Below are 17,770 nucleotides of genomic sequence, written 5' to 3'. Positions count from 1 at the left end.
AACCAGTATCGCACGAATGAACGCCGCAACGGCTTTTACTTTGGTTCACAACTGGAGGGAGGCTAGCTATGCCGTTTTTCAATGAAGCGAGCCGTATTTACACGCTCGAAGAAGTCAATTTTATGAGGCGCTGTTATTCGAGCGCAGCAGCCACGCTTGAAGAGAGCGAGCTCGATTATGTTGCAATCGATTTGTCTAGCACAATCGTAATGCTCTATGAGAGCGGGCTTCGCGACCTCGGCTACATCACCGAACTGGCTGTCCGACTGGCTCATCAAAAATATCAGTTCCGCCACCCGCACGACAGTTTCCCGGCTGCCAACTCCAACATTGAGGCGGCCAACACAGACTAGCCGGTGATGGGAACAAATCTGCTTCAACGCAGTTTCACGCAATGCATCGATACCACCTCGCGTCAGCATACCACGCTTGCACTAAACTGACGCAACCCTGCCTTATCATTCTAGGCAGGGTATTTTTTAGGGAACATACGCATTCGGATTTTGTATGGGTTATGGCGTCTGTAGCGGGGTGGCTCGCTTCGGCAGGCGTCACCTCGTCGGTCACATTTTGGCCGACGAGGACTTTTCCGGTTGATTCGGTCAACCTCATCCACCATTATTTCCAGATACACTTATTGTTGTGGGGGCGTTTCTTTGGCACATGCTGAAGGGAGGCCACTATGCCGCTATTTAACGAAGCGAGCCGCATTTTCAGTCCGTTGGAAGTGAATTTTATGCGGCGCTGCTTTAGTAATGCAGCAATAATGCTCGAAGAGAGCGATCGCAATTATTCTCCGTCAGAATTAGCATCCAGTATCATCATGCTGTACGAGAGTGGGCTGAGGGAGCAATCATATATCTGCGAGTTAGCCGCTCGTTTGGCGCATCAGAAATATCAAAAGCGCCAGGACATCCAGTCATTTCCAACGACAAACAACAATGGCTCGGCGCTGGCCAGCTACCCTGTTCTCGATGAAAATGACCCGTTTGCATAACTTGGAACAAATTCCGCCGTTGAGAGTTTAACGGCCGCAAGAACAACAACTTCGCGTCAGCGCACCTCACCTAGCACCAGAGCCATCGCTGACGCAGCCCTGCCTTGCTCGCCCCGAGGCAGGGCCTTTTTCTTCGGAGACCCGCATGTCTTGGGAGCAACCAGTAGACGTTGAACTGTACGGCGTTGGAAAATACCGTGTCGTGCCTGATACGCAAACGGCAGCAAAGTGCTTGTTGAACAATTGGCCCAAAGACGCTCACGGTCAGGAATACGAAGAAGCCTTGCAGGCTTGCCTAGCCGATATGGAAGGCCTGCCAAATACGGCCAGAGAGTCGTTCGTCAAAGCCGCCCAAGCAGCGGGCCTGACGATACGGCCAAACCAATGGAATTGAGATCGTTCAGAGTGCAACTGAGACGCCGCTGAACGATAGCGCGCGGCAAGGACATGCACCTCATTTGCCAAGCGCGGCCCCGACGCTGGAGGGAGCGTCGGGGCTTTACCGCACGAAAATCTTAGGAGAATTGAAGATGGGAAAGCCGAAGAGCCCTTGGTCCGATCCCGACTTGGTGAGAGAGAAAGAAGCAAATGATCCGTCGCAGGTTGAGCCAAGCGACCATCAGGAGAAGCCCACTCATGAACAGTCGAACGCTCCTGGCAATCCGAACGTTAAGGTCCCGAAGGAGCCCTATCCCGACCGGTCAAACGATTGATGCTGGGGCTTTACTTTTTCTCTCGTCTGAATAAAATTTTGACCGCAGGCATATGACACCTTCCATCTAGCCCCTTGCGATCTCGCTGCGGGGCGTTTTTTTTATAACAGTCGCGGCCCGTGTGAACCGATCTGACAATATTCAAAATGGGTTTACTGAACCCGGCACGATGTGTTTTTATTTGTTCAAAGGAGGCTAAAATGACATCCGCAAATTTGAGCAAATCGCTTCGAACAGCATCATCGACCGCGCTGGCTGGCATGTCGATTGCCTTACCAGCAGCCATACTCCTTACAATCGCCGTGCAACGTTCACCATTCTTCTGAGCGCTCACTGTTTAAACAGTTGCAAGAAGTCAGAACTTTACAAATCCTAATCCATGAATAAAATTTTGGATGCCGATGACATATGACTTCCTACCCCGCGCGATCACGCTGCGGGGTTCTTTTTTGGTCAAACCTTTTTATCTTGCGCCAGCACAGCCAGCACCTGATCAAGCCGTTTGTTCGTTTCCTTCAATCCCTCTCTCGTTTCATCCCTCATTTCCTTCATGCCCTCGCGTAACTGCTTCACATGGTCATCCAGATCCACACGACGCACATACTCGTCTCGGACCCGGTTAACGCGATCGTGCAATTGATCGTCACCAGCCTTCTGCGAAGTGGAAAGAGAACGAAAGGCCGCAATCAACGCGCCGCTGAAGAACACGATCAACGTCACTGCCGTGCCGATCAGCCATTTGAAGTCGTCAGACATTACCAGCAGCCCCGCCGTTTTCCGTTTTCGTCATTGCCTTCGATACGTTCTACTGCCGGCCGGTCCACTTTCGTCAACGCGACCAGACCAGCAGGCGAAAGATCATTCTGTCTCCAGCCCGCGCAACTCGTCGCATTGGTCGACTGGCAAGCCGCGACGACGAAGGGCAAGAACACAAAAATCATAATCCGTAAGCCCGCGTAGTTGTTCATCGTCGTTGCCCCTTTCCTTTTCGGCTTTGACGGTTTCGCGCAATTGCTCTGAAACGACCTCCTGCCGGCCTTCTCGCTTTCCTACGAGATACGCGCCCGCTGACAGAAACAACGCCGCCACAAGGGCAGCGAGCGAGTATCTCAGCCATTTCGGAACGAGCGCCCAGACGGTCATATCGTATCCACCAGCTTTTCAAGCTTGGCCCTCGCCTGCGGCATGGTGAAGATGGCATGCCCCGCGATGAGGATGATTGCAGCCACGATCGCCAACTGAACCTTCCAGTCGACAAACGGCATTACCGCCGCACCGCCGCCGGATCCGAACCAAGTCCAGAAGCGTGAGGATTTCGAGATTGGCTTTTCCTCGACCGGTGCAGGGACAACGTCCGAAGCCGGGGCCGTGACAATCTGCTCAACGCCATACCCCTCTGTCATCAGAGCCTTGTCGTATTCCTTGGCATACCCGGCGATCAGTTCGGCCCGGTCGGTACCGTTGACGATCCGACGAGCGTCTTTGAAGTTTGACTTCTGCAGGGTGATGTAGTCGGACAACTTCTTGCCGGTGAACCAGCCCTCGACCATACCGGCAATGATGATCGGTCCGGCATATTCCGGCTTCAGAAGCAGTTCAGGCTTCTTGACGAAATCAACGCCGAGTTCCTTGCTGGCTCGCTCGTAGTTCGACTGCCAGGTGATCTGAACATATCCGCGACCGATGAAGGGCCAGTACTTTTTCGAGCGCAGATACTTCTCACCGCCCATTTCGTTGACAGGCTTCATCGTATGTGCCGTCTCGTGGTAGGCAGTCGCGAGAACATAGGCCATATGATTGCGCAATAGCCCGCGCGCTCGACCTGCCTCAATCAAGAGGCGGGTATCGCCAAGATGCATATCCAAGGTGATTTCCTTTCGGCAAAGAAAACGTCTTTCGCATACGCGAAGAACGTTGTTTGTTTATGGGGATGTCCTGAAAATTTAAGCGTGAAGGGTTCTTGAAACCGCCAGATCGATCACTAAATCGAAGCAGTCATTCCAACTTTTTCGTTCGATCAAATGGAGGTTTCGATGAGCGACCGTTTGTTTGACAGTCCAATTTTTGTGAAGGACGGCAAATTTCTAATCAGGGAGATTGCAGGCCCTATCGACGCAATCGATTTCCTATATGAGTGGCCACAGGATGATCGAGACGTCATCTATGAAGTAGCATGGAGCGCCTGTTGCGACGCCCACAGTGGTCAGAAACCTCTAATCGTGGCGCATACCGCATTTGAAGGATTTGCACGAAAACGCAACATTCTAGAAAAACCCGAAGCCGCTATGCCGTGGATGACTTCGCATAGCAATGGCGGAGGGCGCGTTCCGGTATGAGGGAATAGCGATGCACTGGTATTTTCTGATTGAGGGCTCGATCCTCGTTGCGCTTCTCTGGGTATTATCCGTGCTTTTCTGGGATACCAGACGAAAACAATGAACATAGACCCCGGCTCGTTCCGGGGTTTTTCTTGAGGATTTTGTCGTCGAAGGGTTGTCCGTAAAACTGTCAGGGGCCATTACCGCCTGATCTTCCCCAAGACAAAGGTAATTTAAACAATGCTTATAAGATGGTCCGGTTTCGGCATGGTGTCGGTTTTCGTGCTGATCGCAGGAATGTTGGGCGCAACTTTTCTACTACGCCCGTATTTCATGCAGACCATGGCGCTTCATCCGGCGGCATATGTAGCCAACGGGATCGGTCTTATTGCTGGCGCAATAGCAAACCTGTTGATGGCTGCAGCATTCAAGAAGATTTCAGCGGTCACCTATCACAGCTTCATGGGTATCAGCATGATCGGATGGTCAGTGATCGGAGCGGTCGGCGGTATTGCTCTCGCTGTGTACGGCTGGACGCTGTAAACGCTTAGTCCGGCGTTGCAACCCACCGGGACAGTTAGTTGATGGTTTCGCATAATTGAAGCGAGAGGATTCAAACATGCGCAGCCCGGTGATCGCGACACGGCACCAGGGGTTTCTTTTTCATTGAACGAATGCCCCGCCTGATCGTTATCCTCTCGCAGTTGATCTAATCAACGCGGAGAATTGGCTATGATCAAGAACGGGTTCGACATGCGCCGCGAGCGCGACATGACCTGGTGCGTCTATGATGTTTTCAACGGCGAAATCGTCTCTATCGACGGCCACAAACAGTCAGGCCTTAATGAGAGAGATGCCAAGGAAGCAGTTGATCTGCTCAATCGCAAATATCTGGAACGACATCAGGAATGCGGATCAGGCAGGTTGCCTTGATGCGGCATCGGCTTTTGCCGTGGTCGAAAATTAGTGTTCCGTGCGAGCGAAAATAATGAGCTTCCAAGCCGACGCTGCCGAGCGCCCCGACGGTGGTGCGACCAAAAATGAAGCTGCTAAAGCTGCGGTTTTGAGGTAGTGCTCATCAAATTCGATAGCAGCATGGAAACATTCAGAAAATGGAACTGATTCCGGTATTCTTGATAGCGTTCAAGGTCCTCGTGTTAGGCACGGCCATGTTCTTCGCCATTAAGTTTCATTACGACGAAGATAAGAAGAAGGATCGTGAAAAAAGCGGGACGTAAACGCCCGTCTGATTTTCTTCGTCTTAGTTTGATTTGAGATCACCGCCGCCGTTTGGCCCGTGTAAGTTCAGTAAGTTCAGTATGGCAAGCAGAAACGTCCTGTCTCGTTTTCTTATGTTACACTTGAGCAGCGCGCCAAAACTTGTTCGCCGCATGTGAAGCGCGTGGCCCCGACAGGTTGGGAGACTTGTCGGGGTTTATTTTTAAATTTTGCCGGATAGAATGGTGGCGCGCACCGGTATAGCCCCCTGCTAACTCATTACGGTGCGTATAGCCCTGGCAGCCGCACGCTGTCGGGGCTTTTCATTTTCTAAAACGCATACTATATGGTCAGCGCTCGCCCGGGGGTCTTTAAAACCCTGTGGCCGTCTGGTGAGCAGCCCCGTGACGTTAGGAGACGTGCCGGGGCTTTTTCACGTTTATGAAAGACAATCTTAACAACCCGGAATCTACACGGAGACCGGGCGCTTATCATTGCTTTCAGCTTGGATTCCCAAGGCGCTCAGGCCCCAGTTCAGTGAAACCTTACTGGGGTCTTTTCCTTGGCAAAGAAAAAGGTCGCCTCAGTAGGCGGCAGTTGTGATGAAGGGAAGCGCGCTGTATATCTGCCCTGCGAACCATTTGAGGCTAGAGCATTGGGTATTACGCGGTTCTTTCTGTAGTTATGTGTCGTCGTCTTTCATTTAACGGCGATTGTTCCCAATGTCGGCCTGTTTGCAGTAAATTTTTTCTACGTCATCAGCGGTTTTTTGATGACGCTTGTCCTTCAGGAAGCGTATCAGTTCGACGGAAAGCGGTTCGCGACAAATCGATTTTTGCGGCTATACCCGAGCTATGCGGTCATTGCCTGTTGCGCCCTCATCGTTTTCGCAGCGTACCCTTCATACCCGATTTTTCATCCATCGTGGAACGGTCAGGCGGACTTCTGGTCGTGGATGGGCAACATGTTCATTGTGCCATGGGCGTTTCTGTCCGATCCAACCGTACATGTTACGCCGTTCATAAGCGAAACCTTCTACTTCCGTGTAATCCCGTCAACATGGTCGGTTGCCGTGGAACTGGTCTGCTATTTTCTGGTTTGGCTTGTCGGTGCGCTGTCGATCAAAGGCGCAATCGCACTAACGACATTTGGCGCTTTGTGGCACGTGTACGTCTTTGTTGCTGGTGGATTACCAACGCTACGGTACGGACCTGTACCCGCTGCCGCCCTGTCATTTGGCCTCGGCTGCCTTGCTTACTTCATCAGTACGCGATTTTCCTTGGCCAAGGACGTCCCACTGTCTGTCATTTTGTCAGGCGTTGCGTTCATTTTCGCAATCAACTGGTGGAGTTCTGTGAGCGCTCCAGACATTTTCTCCAGCATACAGTTTTACTTCAATACTGGATTGGCCTTCATTCTGGTTCTGCTTGTGAACCGTCGAAGGTTCACTGGGCGGTCTGCAAAGGTCGACAAGTTTCTAGGTGAGTTGGCATATCCGATGTTCCTCGGACATTACGTGTTTGCTTTCGCATCCTTGCAGATACTTGGCTTGAACGAACATAGGGGATGGGTTGTATTCTGTATTGGGGCCGTAGCGACAATCGCCGCAAGTGCGGTGATCGTGATTTGCATCGATTATCGCATTGACGGCTTGCGGAAATCCATCAAGGCCAGCGCAGAGAAAAGGCGTTCGCTAAAGGCCGCCACGGCTTAAGCGGCCATGTTCAACTTTTCCTCGATATCCCGAAGACGACGATTTACGGACTGCAAGCACCGTCCAAGCACCGGGATCAGTTTCGAGTAATCAACGCCCCATGGCGTGTAGTCTGCATCACCTGGATCGCCGTGACCTACTACTACGGCCTTGGGATAACCTGCCGTTGTTTCTCCGTCAGTTGAATAGCAGCCATGTCTCACAGTTCAGCGTCCTCTTGCGACACAGTCAGAGATATATCGCCGGAATGTTCATGCTTCGATGGAGCATGACTGCCTTGCATCTTGTTGGCTTCGGCAATCGCGGATACAGCGACACGCGGATCTGCTGACTTTGATTTCTCGGCAATATCTGCGAGCATGCGAAGCCTGTCTGCTGCGGTCCATTCGGCCTTTTCTGCCACTCTGGAGCGTATCTCATCAATTCGCTTCAAAATGTTTTCATTTGCTTTAAGGCGTATTGCATTGCCTCTATTAGGCTTAAATCCGGCTCGCTGATATGCTTCGTCCGCGGTCAGCCCTTCAGCCAATCCCTTGGCGAAAATTTCATGCTTTGCATTTTTCAAGACTGGCATATGCCCATCACCATAAGGATACTCTATGACAAGATCGGATGACGCTCTGTTGCTGAATGCTATTAGCGCCCAGGCCGACCGGGCCGAATTGATAATGCCCAAGACCCTTTCACTGGGTCCGATTGCCGAACGTCTGCACGACGTATTCCCTCACCGATCCACTGTCGAAATAGAAACACAGTGCCGGATTGTCTGGCAGGATCGTTTCCTTTTCTGGAATTGATATTCGCCTTTACCGATCTTGTATCGGCGTGAGACTCACGGTCTAATTATCTCTTCCACAACATTCCCGGAGAAAATCGTCTCGCCTCGCGCAAGGGGCCAACCATAAAGGAAAGTCATGACCTCTGAAAAAGCTATCTTCATATTGGGTATCATCTGCGCGATATTTCTTACCGCCACAATCTCCACCCGCGTGGATGAGGAAATAGCATCCAGTCAGTCTACCCCGCCAGTTTGATATTACGCTTTATTCTGGGCGAGCCGGTTAGCCTCTGCAATAGTTTCACGGATGCTTTCGTTAAGCCATTTGCCCACCCCTTGAAGGTCGGCTTCGAGAGCGGATATTCCACAACCTCCACGCTGATGTGGGATGAATGATCCCCGGCGGTCGTTTCCATCAAGAATCTTGCGCGTCCGATCTCGGTCGGCTTCTCCGCCATTGCAGGAATGGCAGCAGCTACAGGAGCAAGGCCGAGGAAGGAAAGGAAGCGACGGCGGTTCATTTTTCACCTATATCGTTGAGCGAAGGAGATCGGAATGGAAGATCACGAACGAACATCTGACAGCAAAAAACCGAAATACGTTTACGGGAAGCCTTTGACGTTCTTTGAAGCTCAGCTGTTCTCTGTCATTTTCAAGTTCTGCCAAGCGCTGAAATCGGCCTTTGTGAAACGATAAGCGCCGATCTTGCCCATTTACGCCGCATTATGAAGGCGCTTGCACCTCAGAGCGGTTGCCAGCGCGGCAGCATTTGTCGCTATGTTGCTGCTTTCAGCGCCACCGCGCTGATGTGGTACCGCCTTCATATCTCGCGCGAACACATTGCTAATTGTTAATGCCCCGGTTTCTATCCCTTTAACTTTTTCCTGGGATAGTGAACGGCATGAGAAATCGAACACTCATTCGCGCCAAACACTCCGCGACAACTGCGTTAAGAGCAACTTGCCTTCTCGTGCCGATCGTCGTTGCCCTGATCGTTGTCTATCTGATCGTGGCTTACGATACAGACCGGAATACAGTGCAAAACACTGGCGTTCCTGGTGCAACTGACCCAACAAGCAATTAATAAAAAAGCGGCCCGAAAGCCGCTGAAATCTATATCCGGTCGCAATTCTGCACCTTGAAACTATGTGCAGATTATTCTGCTTCGCTCGATATGGCAAGGCATTCATGCGACTTTCCGACGTTTATGTGTGAAAAAATGTCGGTGAAGTGCGTTACAAACGAGACGAATGTCCCCCAGCATGTGTGGAAAATACTGGTCTCCCTCAAGCATGAACTGCACGGCGGCGAGTAGATTAGCGTTTCGTGTTTCGAGCTGGGCCTCCTCAATGGCCCGGCGGGCATCACTATATGCCAACTTGGCCCGAACGACCCAGTTCTCGTAATCCTCTGGATCAGATGTTCCGACGGCCCCGGTTTGGTCGTAATGGGCAGCCGGTGAGCATTCGGCCTTACGTCGGTCATTCAGCACTTCACGATAACGCTCAGCAGCATCGTATTGGCTCGTGCTGATGCCTTCCGATTTGTCGCGCTTATAGGCCATATGAAGTCGGCCCAGGTTGTCGCTAGCCAGATCCGAAAGTGCTTCTGATGCTGTCATGCCGAATATCCTCATCCTTGCGAGCTGGGCGACTTTAAGCGCGACATATTCGGTCGCCCTGTTAGCGAAGGTGCGCGCCCATGACCACCCTACCGGAAGAAGCCGTGCTCGCCCTCACCGCTGCTATCCCCTTCCTCCCCGTGCAAGCAGCTGTGAAGAAGCTGGCTTGGATCAGACCGCCGCTAAGTGACACGCTTTCACGGTGCGACACTGATTTCGGCACATACCGAACGTGGACGCATGACGAAGCCAATGGAAAGTGGTTTTGGTCAGTCGAAGGCGGGTGCAATGAGGCCAACGGTGAAGCTCCAAACGAGGAAGCCGCCCAAGCCGCCGCACAGGCCGATTATGAGGCTCCCATCCTCTCCGTAATCGAAAACGGAATAGCGGTTTCAGGGCCATCCTGCGCAAAGATCAAAGCGGCCCGCAAAGCCGTGGAAGAACTAACCAACACGCAAATGAACATGCCGCTTGAAGACTGGTCGAGGATTTCTTCAACCATCTTCTCCGCGCTTGAGCCAAGGCGGATCGCCAAGCCCTGAAAGGCGGCGAGTAGATGGAAGCTAACTTTTCAACCGAATGGGACAATAACCACGAGGGCTACAGGGCCATATTCAATGCGGCTCTATCGGGCATGGCCTGCGAAAACTGCTGGCCCAGATCGTGGCGGAAAGCGGCGGAAGCAATGCGGAACTGAAGGCACTTTTCGGCTGGACTACCGACGCGATGGCGGCGCATTACATCAAGAATGCGAACGCTAAAAAGCTCGCTCAATCCGGCGCAAAGAAACTAAAGAAGAACATGCCATCCCCTCACCTAGAAACCGAAGCCCCACACCTCAAAAAAGGATAAGGGATTCCAAGAAGTTACAAGAGGGGAAAAGTAAGGTGGCGATCCCGACAGGATTCGAACCTGTGACATTCAGCTTAGAAGGCTGACGCTCTATCCAACTGAGCTACGGGACCTCGCCTTTCGAAAAAGTCGAAGATATTCCAATGAATGCAAGGCTTTGCCAGCAAAGCCTTGCTGAATTATCGCATTGCCCGGCCTGAAGCAATTGTCAGGCCATACAGGCAATCAATGCGTCCAGGGTATTGTCCGGTCGAAACGGAAATTGTCCGAATAAGAAACCTTACGACGCTTCGGCTCGTTCGGCTCGATAATGCGGTATGCGATGCCGTTGCGTTTTGCATAATCGACAGCTTCTTCCTGAGTGGCGAAGAACAGTCGAATCTGGCTCTTCATATCACCGGAAGAAGTATAGCCCATCAAAGGCTCGACCATACGCGGGCTTTCCGGCTCAAACTCCAGAAGCCACTGGTCTATTTTAGCCTGACCGGACTGCATTGCAGTCTTAGCTGGACGGTAAATACGTGCAACCATTTGAAGAACCCTGAACTACTCTCTTGCTCCACACAGGAGCTGAAAATCCACCAAGCCAATAGTTTACACGCGAATGCATGTCAACGCGATAAAGACGCACGCCACAGCCTGCGCTGAGGCATTCAAATATCAACCAATTCAAATCTTGGGGAAGATGGTCGGAGCGGCAGGATTCGAACCTGCGACCCCCTGATCCCAAATCAGGTGCGCTACCAGACTGCGCTACGCTCCGTCGCTTTTAAGCGGGTGCGGCTTCACTAGATAATCGAAAGAGATAAAGCAAGAGGCAAATTTGCCAGATCGTGCTTTTTCCTTTCAATCCGAACAAGATGGCCGGAAGAGCTGCATTTTTACAGGTCATCGAACGCTTGAACGCGAGTGTTCGCCACGCCCTGACACAACCTGCGGAGGCAGAAACCAATCCGTCCGCAAGCAACCGAGGCGGTTTCTCGTGTGAAATAGCAGAATCAGCGAATTGACAGGTCTGGTAAAGTGAGCTTACCAATTATCTGCATACATAAATTAGCTGTTTGTAATTTAACTGCCGTTCTGGGGAGAACGGTCGTTCATTGCATATCCGTCGGAAAATATTGCGACGGCGCATTTCATATCAAGGAGAGGGACTGCACCATCCAGGAAGGGAGGACCTATGCCCTGGAATCAAGTATATGACCCGTTGGGAAGCATGTTCTGGTCGACGTTGCTTGCCGCCCTGCCCATTGTCGTCCTGCTGGGCGGCATCGGATTTTTTCATATCAAAGCGCACACTGCGGCCATACTCGGTCTTCTGACGGCGCTTGTCATTGCGGTCGTCGGTTTCGGGATGCCCGCCGATATGGCCGGTGCCACCGCCGTCTACGGTGCCGCCTACGGTCTTCTGCCCATTGGCTGGATCATTCTCAACGTCATCTTTCTCTATCGGCTGACCGAACAGACCGGCCAGTTCAATATTCTGCGTGATTCCATTGCCGGTATCACGCCGGATCGTCGTCTCCAGCTTCTCTTTATCGCCTTTTCGTTCGGTGCCTTCTTCGAAGGTGCCGCCGGTTTCGGCACACCCGTCGCCGTGACTGCTGCGATGCTGATGGGCCTGGGTTTCGCTCCCCTGCCTGCTGCGGGCCTTTCCCTGATCGCCAACACGGCGCCAGTCGCCTTTGGCGCGCTTGGAACTCCGGTCATCGCGCTTTCGGCTGTAACGGGGATAGACCTGTTGCAGCTTTCCGGGATGATCGGGCGCCAGTTGCCCTTTTTCTCCGTCATCGTGCCTTTCTGGCTGATCTGGGCATTTGCCGGACGCAGAGGCATGCTGGAAGTCTGGCCAGCGCTGCTGGTCGCGGGCGTGGCCTTCGCCATTCCGCAATATCTCGTGTCCAACTTCCACGGGCCCTGGCTGGTGGATGTGATCGCTGCGATCTGCTCGATGGCGGCTCTGGCAGGCTTCCTGCGCATCTGGCAGCCGAAGCGTATCTGGACATCGACAGGCAAGGAGGGCGAAGAGGATTCGGTACCCTTGGCGGCACCGCCCAAACATTCCACCGGAACCGTTTTTCGGGCATGGACTCCCTGGCTTATCCTGTCGGTGTTCGTGTTCCTCTGGGGTACACCGCAATTCCGGACATGGCTCGATTCGCTCTGGGTCTGGAAAATGCCGATCCCCCATCTGCACAACCTGGTGTTCAAGGTTCCGCCTGTCGTTGCCGAAGCGCATTCGGAAGCCGCTGTCTACACGCTCAATCTGCTATCGGCTACCGGCACGGGTATCCTGCTCTCGGCTGTGGTCGGCGGACTGGTGCTCGGCTTCAACCCGCTGAAGCTCCTGAAAGAGTATGGCAAGACCGCCTATGTGGTTCGCTTCTCGCTGATCACGATCTCGGCCATGCTCGCGCTCGGCTATGTCACGCGCTATTCAGGCACCGATGCGACCCTCGGCCTCGCTTTCGCTCAAACCGGCTGGGTCTATCCGTTCTTCGGAGCAATGCTCGGCTGGCTTGGCGTTGCGCTGACGGGTTCCGACACGGCATCGAATGTGCTGTTCGGCGGTTTGCAGAAGATCACAGCGGAACAGCTCGGCCTGTCGCCTGTCCTGATGGCAGCGGCAAACTCCTCAGGCGGCGTCATGGGCAAGATGATCGACGCACAGTCCATCGTCGTCGCCTCGACCGCGACGCAGTGGTACGGACATGAATCGAAGATCCTTCGCTATGTGTTCTTCCATTCCGTTGCGCTTGCCGCGCTCGTCGGCCTTCTGGTGATGGCTCAGGCCTATCTGCCGCCATTCACCTCCATGGTCCCGACCGAAACGCTGCCGGCCATCGCGCATTGACGTGAATTGACCGGAAGGCAAACCCACGCGAGCACCCCTCGCGTGGGTTTTCTGCTTTTCTGCGAGAGCGTCTTCCGGGGAACCAAATCGCACGCGCGCGCGTTTTCACTTCACTACCAACCAGCTGGAGACTGAATGTGAATAGAAACGGACTTTATCTGATTATTGGCGCGCTGATTGTCGTGGCAGCGGGTCTGGCGGTTTATGTCTATCGTGAAGAAACCAAACCAGCCGGAATTGAGATGAAAATCGGAGAAGGTGGTGTTTCCATTCAGGAAAATTGAGATCGAAACAAAGTTATAAACATATAAACCGATTAAGATTTCAAACGCTTACGCTTTGTGATGCAACATTTCCGCCTTCGCTATGTTATTTGGATCACCAGATAAAACGGAGGACCGAAATGGGTATCCAGACTGTTTCCGACGAGCTTTATCGTCGTCATGAACGCGAATGGGCAGAGCTGCGCAACGCAGTTGAAGCAAGCGAAGCCAACCAACAGCAGCAAGAGAAGGCTTCCGGCCAGACCTCTTGCGATGACAAGACGTCTGGGCACCAGTAAGTCTTTACAACAATGCCTCGAAACGCCGCGAAAGCGGCGTTTTTTTGTTTCCAGCCCGTCTGCCAGATCTATCGCACCAGATCGCTCCGGTAACCAAATGCGAAGGAACAATTGGTAGCGTCTCCCCATCGCGATTCGAACAGGAGACAGACGATGGCTGCACGGAAACGCACCACCCGCTCGCCCAAGCGCTCCACAAAGCGCGCGGCCAAGTCTTCGGGCTCGTCCACTCCTTTGCTCGCCCTTGCTGCAATCCTTGGTCTTGGTGCCTTCAGCCTGTGGGCGACCTCCCAGCACAAGAGCCCGCAAGCCGCGATAACAGCCCTGTTCCAGCGCCCCGCGTCGAAACCGAGCGCCCAGCCAGCGGCAAAAACTGAGCCAAAAGCAACGGTCGCCAGCAAAGCGCCTGAAAGCAAGGCACCGTCGAAGGATTATGGCGCCGCTGTCGGCCCTGTGCCGCGTCCATCGGCGCCCGTTGTGGCCCCCGCACCGCAAAAGCCGGTGCAGCAGGCAGCTATCCAGACCGCCACCCCGCCCCGCCCCGCAAATCAGATCGTCGCCTCCGCGGCCACCGCTACACCGCGCGCAATGCCCCCACGTGGTGTCAACACACCGGCAAGCTCACCTTCCGTGATTTATGCCAAGTCACGCCTCACCATTCATAAGAATGCCTGGAACAGGTCACCGTCCATCGGCGTCGTGGAAAAAGGCCGTGAGATGCGCTCCTATGGGAAGACCGGACGCTGGCATCGCGTGATCGTCCCCAAGACGAACATGATCGGCTGGGTGCATGAAGATCAGCTCGTTGGTGGACGCAACAAGCCGGACAGTGCAAGCCTGATAACCGGCTCGGTTGCCAAGAAGCCACAAACTGCGGCGGTAACCGCACCGAAACAGGCGCCGCGCCCGTCACATTCGCGCATGGAGCCGCCCAAAGCTGTGGGCCAGAAGAATTAATCCCTAACGCGAGCCATTGCTTCGAGTTGCCGGTCGCCCGGCAGATAATCGAATCCCGCATCGACAAGCGACGAACTGTCCGCGACCAGATCGCCATAAAGCTGGTCGTAAAGACCGCTTTTGCCCGCTGCCGAAAGCAAGATTCGCATGAAGATCGGCGGAACAGGTACAAGGCGCTCCGGCTTCCCCAATGCAGCACGAAGCTTCGTCACCAGCTCTTTTGTGGAGCGCGGTTGCGGCTCGGCAAGATGAAACACGCGTCCGGCAACCTTTTCCGCAGGCGCAACGCTTAAGAATGTCAGCGCGCGCGCGACATTCTCAAGCGACACGAAACTGCGTTTGTTGTTTGCCAGGCCGAAAGGCAGCGGCATCCCGCTATCGCAGAGCTTTATCAAGGCTTTCAGGTTCGCCCTCGCCCCGGGACCATAGACCAGAACCGGTCGTGCGATGACGATCTCGATCCCGCTGATTTCGCGCAGACCGGCTTCAGCCTTTGCCTTGGCGCGCCCGTAATCGTCGCGCGGTTTTAACGGCATGTCCGGCATCAACGGTGATGAATTTCCGGCAATCACATAGATCGTGGATACAAAAACGAAGCGTCTGACACAGGCTGCCTTTGCCTTGACGGCAAGCTCCACAGCTAGTCGATGATTGACGGCATCGAATGTGGCCGCGTCCGGTCGTTCCGCGCCGGTGCGATGGGCGAGTGCTGCACAATGAACAACCGTTTCAACATCAGAAAGATCGGGGTCAGACAGCTCATTTCGGGAAAGAGGCAGGACTTCATGCCCCTCCCCGGTCAACATTTGAGTGAGAGCGCTTCCGATAAAACCACCGGCTCCGGTGACCGCGATCTTCATCCTCAGCGTTCCGGCTGTTCGCTGCCCGCCACAACCTGAGCGGCGAGTGTGCGTGTGATACGGCTTTTCTGCTCGAGCGCCGCCCGATCGAGCTTGTCAACGATCAGGATTGCAGACAGAAGCGAACGTTCCATCCGGCTCACCAGATAGGCGACGACATGCGGCTCGACGCTCACCTGCCGGTCCGCGAATAACTTGTGAATGACGCCGGAAAGCAGCAGATCGTCCGGTTCTGCAATTTCCACGACGGTCGCCGCTTTGAGGCGCGAGGCAAGATCGGGGAGTTTGACGTTCCAGTTTGCGGGCCACAGACGGGACGTCATGAGCAGAGAAGGTCCAAGCCCCTGAGCCGCATTCTGTCGAACGCTGTTGATGAGATGGAAAAGTCCGGTTTCATCGAAAGGTGCCGCACCGATATCGTCGATCAGCACGGGATATTCGGCAGCACCGTTCACGTCTTCCTCGGTGATATTCGAAGGATCGACCAGAAGCGCGCCCGTTCCTGCACGCCAGATTTCTGCCAGATGGGTTTTACCTGATCCTGTCGGCCCGGCAAGGATCGTGACGGGCGACAACCAATTCGGCCAGCGATCGATGAGATCGACGGCGGCACGGTTTGAGCCCGTGACGATCAGGTCCTCCCGGTGATAGCCGGGCTGATGCTCAAGATTCAACGGAATCTGGCGCGGTGCCTCACGCATCGCGGCCTCTTGTAAATCTCGCCCAGTTACGACCCAGTCTCATTTCTCTTTGCCTGCGTTCTCGCCTGCCTCGATCAACGGCCCGGCGTCGGGGTTGGGCTGATGGTGGGCAGGATCATACATCGGTGAGTGGAGATAGCTATTCAAAGCGAACCGCACAAGCACCCCGACTGCCGCCGCAGCAGGCACTGCCACCAGCATTCCGGTGAAACCGAACAGGGAACCGAAGGCGAAAAGAGCGAACATGAGCCAGACCGGATGCAACCCGACGGATGACCCGACAAGCTTCGGCTGGAGGATGTTGCCTTCCACGAACTGACCAAGGAAAAACACACCCGCGACGGCACAGATCATGATCCAGTCAGGCCAGAACTGGACCAGCGCCACACCGATGGCGAGCGCCAGGCCGACAAAGGAACCGATGTAGGGAATAAAGCTGATGAGACCGGCGAAAAAGCCGATCAACAGGCCGAAATTGAGCCCGGTCAGGGTGAGACCGATGGCGTAATAGGTTCCCAGAATGAGGCAGAGCGTTCCCTGACCGCGAATGAAACCGGCGACGGCGGCATTCATCTCAGCGGCGATGCGGCGCACAGTGTGAAGCTGGCGGCGCGGCACCCATGAATCGATGCTGCTTACCATGCGGTCCCAGTCCAGAAGCATGTAGAACGCAACCACCGGGGTGACGACAAAAAGGCCCGCAATATCGATCAGCGATTTCCCCGAATTCCACAGGGATTGGAGCAAGGTCGACATGAAACTGGCGCCCTGCTGGAGCAGGGAACTCAGATTCTGCTGAATGACGGAACTGTCAATGCCGATATATTTCTTCAGCCATTGCGAATCCTCATTCGCCAGCAGCGACTGCAACTGGGTGATGTATTCGGGGATTTTTGAAATAAAGTCGGCAAGCTGTGTTGCCAAAATTGGCACGACAATCATCAGACCGAGAACGAGCGCCATCAGGAAGATGAGCAGGATGACGATCGTGGCCGCAAGCCGAGACAGGCCAAAACGTTCCAGCCTGTCTGCGACGGGATCGAGGAAGTAGGCCAGCGCCATGCCGGCAACAAAAGGCAGCAGAACCGAACTGAATATAACGAGGAACAAAATGAAGACCGCGACGGTCCCCACCCAGAACATCGCCTGACGGCGCACCGAAGAGCCGGTCAGCGCACCGACTTCCACATTGACGTGAATGTCGCCATCGCGAACTGTCGCTTCCGACTGACGGATCGTTCGGCTGGCGCTCGTGCGCGTGGGTGTCGGTTTCTTGACCATAGGCGTCTGTTTTCCAGGAAACGTATTGGATAAAGCCAGTCCTGATAGCAGAATGGCGTTACGGATATGTTAGTACGACCGGGAACAAGTTAGAACGGTCCGTGAGGATTGCAATGTCTGTGCGAAAAGCGAGCCGGGACACAACCTCCATCGCGACAGAAATGATCCATAACGATTTTAGGCAGAATCCTGCGCTGTTTCACTCTTTTCGGGCTTTGTGGCCTTGCGGGCAGCGCCGTCTCGTGCCATTGCGCGCACATTCTCTGTTTATCGCATTATCCTTGAGCAAAACCGTTATAACGCTTTTGCCGAAAATGCATTAAACAGCTGCGTGGATAAGCACA

General features: G+C 54.0%; 25 protein-coding genes, 2 tRNA genes and 2 pseudogenes. 16 read left to right on the top strand and 13 right to left on the bottom strand.

The window, feature by feature from the left end; genetic code table 11:
- The first annotated feature begins 68 nt into the window (after positions 1 to 68).
- The 4 genes from CQZ93_RS04085 (at position 69) to CQZ93_RS04070 (ending at position 1,710) form a co-directional block, all read left to right on the top strand.
- On the top strand, positions 69 to 353 hold the full coding sequence (locus tag CQZ93_RS04085) for a hypothetical protein (protein WP_105541458.1): 285 nt from the start codon (positions 69 to 71) through the stop codon (positions 351 to 353).
- A 329-nt stretch (positions 354 to 682) separates the two neighbouring features.
- Positions 683 to 997: a hypothetical protein gene (locus tag CQZ93_RS04080; RefSeq protein WP_105541457.1), complete on the top strand. Its 315-nt coding sequence runs from the start codon at positions 683 to 685 to the stop codon at positions 995 to 997.
- Between the two features lie 145 nt (positions 998 to 1,142).
- Positions 1,143 to 1,391: a DUF982 domain-containing protein gene (locus tag CQZ93_RS04075; protein ID WP_105541456.1), complete on the top strand. Its 249-nt coding sequence runs from the start codon at positions 1,143 to 1,145 to the stop codon at positions 1,389 to 1,391.
- A 136-nt stretch (positions 1,392 to 1,527) separates the two neighbouring features.
- Positions 1,528 to 1,710 (top strand): hypothetical protein, encoded by a 183-nt coding sequence (locus CQZ93_RS04070; RefSeq protein WP_105541455.1) that lies wholly within the window; start codon positions 1,528 to 1,530, stop codon positions 1,708 to 1,710.
- Positions 1,711 to 1,720: 10 nt separating this feature from the next.
- Here the strand turns inward: CQZ93_RS04070 and CQZ93_RS04065 are convergent, their stop codons facing one another.
- From CQZ93_RS04065 to CQZ93_RS04050, 4 genes are all read right to left on the bottom strand, one after another.
- A complete protein-coding gene (locus tag CQZ93_RS04065; protein ID WP_105541454.1) occupies positions 1,721 to 1,996 on the bottom strand; it encodes a hypothetical protein in 276 nt (91 codons plus the stop codon).
- Positions 1,997 to 2,163: 167 nt separating this feature from the next.
- Complete coding sequence (locus CQZ93_RS04060; protein ID WP_105541453.1) at positions 2,164 to 2,466, bottom strand: hypothetical protein; 303 nt, start codon at positions 2,464 to 2,466, stop codon at positions 2,164 to 2,166.
- 102 nt (positions 2,467 to 2,568) lie between these two features.
- A complete protein-coding gene (locus tag CQZ93_RS04055; RefSeq protein WP_105541452.1) occupies positions 2,569 to 2,853 on the bottom strand; it encodes a hypothetical protein in 285 nt (94 codons plus the stop codon).
- Positions 2,850 to 3,569 carry a hypothetical protein gene (locus CQZ93_RS04050; protein ID WP_105541451.1) on the bottom strand — a complete coding sequence of 240 codons (720 nt, stop codon included), beginning with the start codon at positions 3,567 to 3,569 and terminating at the stop codon, positions 2,850 to 2,852. Before CQZ93_RS04050 ends, CQZ93_RS04055 begins: the two co-directional genes overlap by 4 nt.
- A 174-nt stretch (positions 3,570 to 3,743) precedes the next feature.
- On the opposite strand from CQZ93_RS04050, the gene CQZ93_RS04045 reads away from it, so the two are divergent.
- From CQZ93_RS04045 to CQZ93_RS04030, 4 genes and pseudogenes are all read left to right on the top strand, one after another.
- Positions 3,744 to 4,046: a DUF982 domain-containing protein gene (locus CQZ93_RS04045; RefSeq protein ID WP_105541450.1), complete on the top strand. Its 303-nt coding sequence runs from the start codon at positions 3,744 to 3,746 to the stop codon at positions 4,044 to 4,046.
- Positions 4,047 to 4,268: 222 nt separating this feature from the next.
- The gene (locus CQZ93_RS04040) at positions 4,269 to 4,571 is read left to right on the top strand and encodes a hypothetical protein (RefSeq protein WP_286152024.1); all 303 of its coding nucleotides are present in this window, start codon (positions 4,269 to 4,271) and stop codon (positions 4,569 to 4,571) included.
- Positions 4,572 to 4,760: 189 nt separating this feature from the next.
- The gene (locus CQZ93_RS04035) at positions 4,761 to 4,961 is read left to right on the top strand and encodes a hypothetical protein (protein WP_105541449.1); all 201 of its coding nucleotides are present in this window, start codon (positions 4,761 to 4,763) and stop codon (positions 4,959 to 4,961) included.
- A 982-nt stretch (positions 4,962 to 5,943) separates the two neighbouring features.
- Positions 5,944 to 6,960 (top strand): annotated as a pseudogene (locus tag CQZ93_RS04030) (acyltransferase family protein); the annotation flags it as partial.
- A 199-nt stretch (positions 6,961 to 7,159) separates the two neighbouring features.
- Here the strand turns inward: CQZ93_RS04030 and CQZ93_RS04025 are convergent.
- Positions 7,160 to 7,534 carry a terminase small subunit gene (locus CQZ93_RS04025; RefSeq protein WP_146114423.1) on the bottom strand — a complete coding sequence of 125 codons (375 nt, stop codon included), beginning with the start codon at positions 7,532 to 7,534 and terminating at the stop codon, positions 7,160 to 7,162.
- 25 nt (positions 7,535 to 7,559) lie between these two features.
- Here CQZ93_RS04025 and CQZ93_RS26325 point away from each other — a divergent pair, with 25 nt between their 5' ends.
- On the top strand, positions 7,560 to 7,757 hold the full coding sequence (locus CQZ93_RS26325) for a hypothetical protein (protein ID WP_146114422.1): 198 nt from the start codon (positions 7,560 to 7,562) through the stop codon (positions 7,755 to 7,757).
- A 220-nt stretch (positions 7,758 to 7,977) separates the two neighbouring features.
- On the opposite strand, the gene CQZ93_RS04020 is transcribed toward CQZ93_RS26325, so the two are convergent.
- Complete coding sequence (locus tag CQZ93_RS04020; protein ID WP_105541446.1) at positions 7,978 to 8,259, bottom strand: twin-arginine translocation signal domain-containing protein; 282 nt, start codon at positions 8,257 to 8,259, stop codon at positions 7,978 to 7,980.
- A 380-nt stretch (positions 8,260 to 8,639) separates the two neighbouring features.
- On the opposite strand from CQZ93_RS04020, the gene CQZ93_RS26320 reads away from it, so the two are divergent.
- Positions 8,640 to 8,822 (top strand): hypothetical protein, encoded by a 183-nt coding sequence (locus tag CQZ93_RS26320; protein ID WP_146114421.1) that lies wholly within the window; start codon positions 8,640 to 8,642, stop codon positions 8,820 to 8,822.
- Positions 8,823 to 8,924: 102 nt separating this feature from the next.
- Here the strand turns inward: CQZ93_RS26320 and CQZ93_RS04015 are convergent.
- Positions 8,925 to 9,422 (bottom strand): annotated as a pseudogene (locus CQZ93_RS04015) (hypothetical protein); the annotation flags it as partial.
- Positions 9,423 to 9,439: 17 nt separating this feature from the next.
- On the opposite strand from CQZ93_RS04015, the gene CQZ93_RS04010 reads away from it, so the two are divergent.
- The gene (locus tag CQZ93_RS04010) at positions 9,440 to 9,901 is read left to right on the top strand and encodes a hypothetical protein (RefSeq protein WP_105541444.1); all 462 of its coding nucleotides are present in this window, start codon (positions 9,440 to 9,442) and stop codon (positions 9,899 to 9,901) included.
- Positions 9,902 to 10,022: 121 nt separating this feature from the next.
- Positions 10,023 to 10,211, top strand: a complete 189-nt coding sequence (locus CQZ93_RS04005; protein WP_286152018.1) for a hypothetical protein — start codon at positions 10,023 to 10,025, stop codon at positions 10,209 to 10,211.
- Between the two features lie 36 nt (positions 10,212 to 10,247).
- On the opposite strand, the gene CQZ93_RS04000 is transcribed toward CQZ93_RS04005, so the two are convergent.
- The 3 genes from CQZ93_RS04000 to CQZ93_RS03990 all read right to left on the bottom strand — a co-directional run bounded on the left by CQZ93_RS04000 (position 10,248) and on the right by CQZ93_RS03990 (position 10,974).
- Positions 10,248 to 10,324: transfer RNA gene (locus CQZ93_RS04000), tRNA-Arg, on the bottom strand.
- A gap of 112 nt (positions 10,325 to 10,436) precedes the next feature.
- Positions 10,437 to 10,742, bottom strand: coding sequence for an ETC complex I subunit (locus tag CQZ93_RS03995; protein WP_105541442.1), 306 nt, complete (start codon positions 10,740 to 10,742; stop codon positions 10,437 to 10,439).
- A 155-nt stretch (positions 10,743 to 10,897) separates the two neighbouring features.
- Positions 10,898 to 10,974 (bottom strand) — tRNA-Pro (locus CQZ93_RS03990).
- 417 nt (positions 10,975 to 11,391) lie between these two features.
- On the opposite strand from CQZ93_RS03990, the gene CQZ93_RS03985 reads away from it, so the two are divergent.
- The 4 genes from CQZ93_RS03985 (at position 11,392) to CQZ93_RS03975 (ending at position 14,584) form a co-directional block, all read left to right on the top strand.
- The gene (locus CQZ93_RS03985; protein WP_105541441.1) at positions 11,392 to 13,065 is read left to right on the top strand and encodes an L-lactate permease; all 1,674 of its coding nucleotides are present in this window, start codon (positions 11,392 to 11,394) and stop codon (positions 13,063 to 13,065) included.
- Between the two features lie 137 nt (positions 13,066 to 13,202).
- Positions 13,203 to 13,349: a hypothetical protein gene (locus tag CQZ93_RS03980; RefSeq protein ID WP_010661698.1), complete on the top strand. Its 147-nt coding sequence runs from the start codon at positions 13,203 to 13,205 to the stop codon at positions 13,347 to 13,349.
- 119 nt (positions 13,350 to 13,468) lie between these two features.
- A complete protein-coding gene (locus tag CQZ93_RS26545) occupies positions 13,469 to 13,627 on the top strand; it encodes a hypothetical protein (RefSeq protein WP_181153306.1) in 159 nt (52 codons plus the stop codon).
- A gap of 153 nt (positions 13,628 to 13,780) precedes the next feature.
- On the top strand, positions 13,781 to 14,584 hold the full coding sequence (locus CQZ93_RS03975) for a hypothetical protein (protein ID WP_105541440.1): 804 nt from the start codon (positions 13,781 to 13,783) through the stop codon (positions 14,582 to 14,584).
- On the opposite strand, the gene CQZ93_RS03970 is transcribed toward CQZ93_RS03975, so the two are convergent.
- Genes CQZ93_RS03970 through CQZ93_RS03960 form a run of 3 tightly spaced genes read right to left on the bottom strand, consistent with a single transcriptional unit; the run spans position 14,581 to position 17,426 of the window.
- Positions 14,581 to 15,444: an NAD-dependent epimerase/dehydratase family protein gene (locus tag CQZ93_RS03970; RefSeq protein WP_105541439.1), complete on the bottom strand. Its 864-nt coding sequence runs from the start codon at positions 15,442 to 15,444 to the stop codon at positions 14,581 to 14,583. The genes CQZ93_RS03975 and CQZ93_RS03970 overlap by 4 nt on opposite strands.
- Before the next feature lie 2 nt (positions 15,445 to 15,446).
- Positions 15,447 to 16,145: a DnaA regulatory inactivator HdaA gene (hdaA, locus tag CQZ93_RS03965; protein ID WP_105541438.1), complete on the bottom strand. Its 699-nt coding sequence runs from the start codon at positions 16,143 to 16,145 to the stop codon at positions 15,447 to 15,449.
- A 39-nt stretch (positions 16,146 to 16,184) separates the two neighbouring features.
- Positions 16,185 to 17,426, bottom strand: coding sequence for an AI-2E family transporter (locus CQZ93_RS03960; RefSeq protein ID WP_181153305.1), 1,242 nt, complete (start codon positions 17,424 to 17,426; stop codon positions 16,185 to 16,187).
- Between the last annotated feature and the right edge of the window lie 344 nt (positions 17,427 to 17,770).

This window comes from Ochrobactrum vermis, assembly GCF_002975205.1.
In the GTDB taxonomy this organism is placed as follows: domain Bacteria; phylum Pseudomonadota; class Alphaproteobacteria; order Rhizobiales; family Rhizobiaceae; genus Brucella; species Brucella vermis.
The sequence above is the reverse complement of the archived record's forward strand: the minus strand, read 5'-3'. Positions and strand labels throughout refer to the sequence as shown.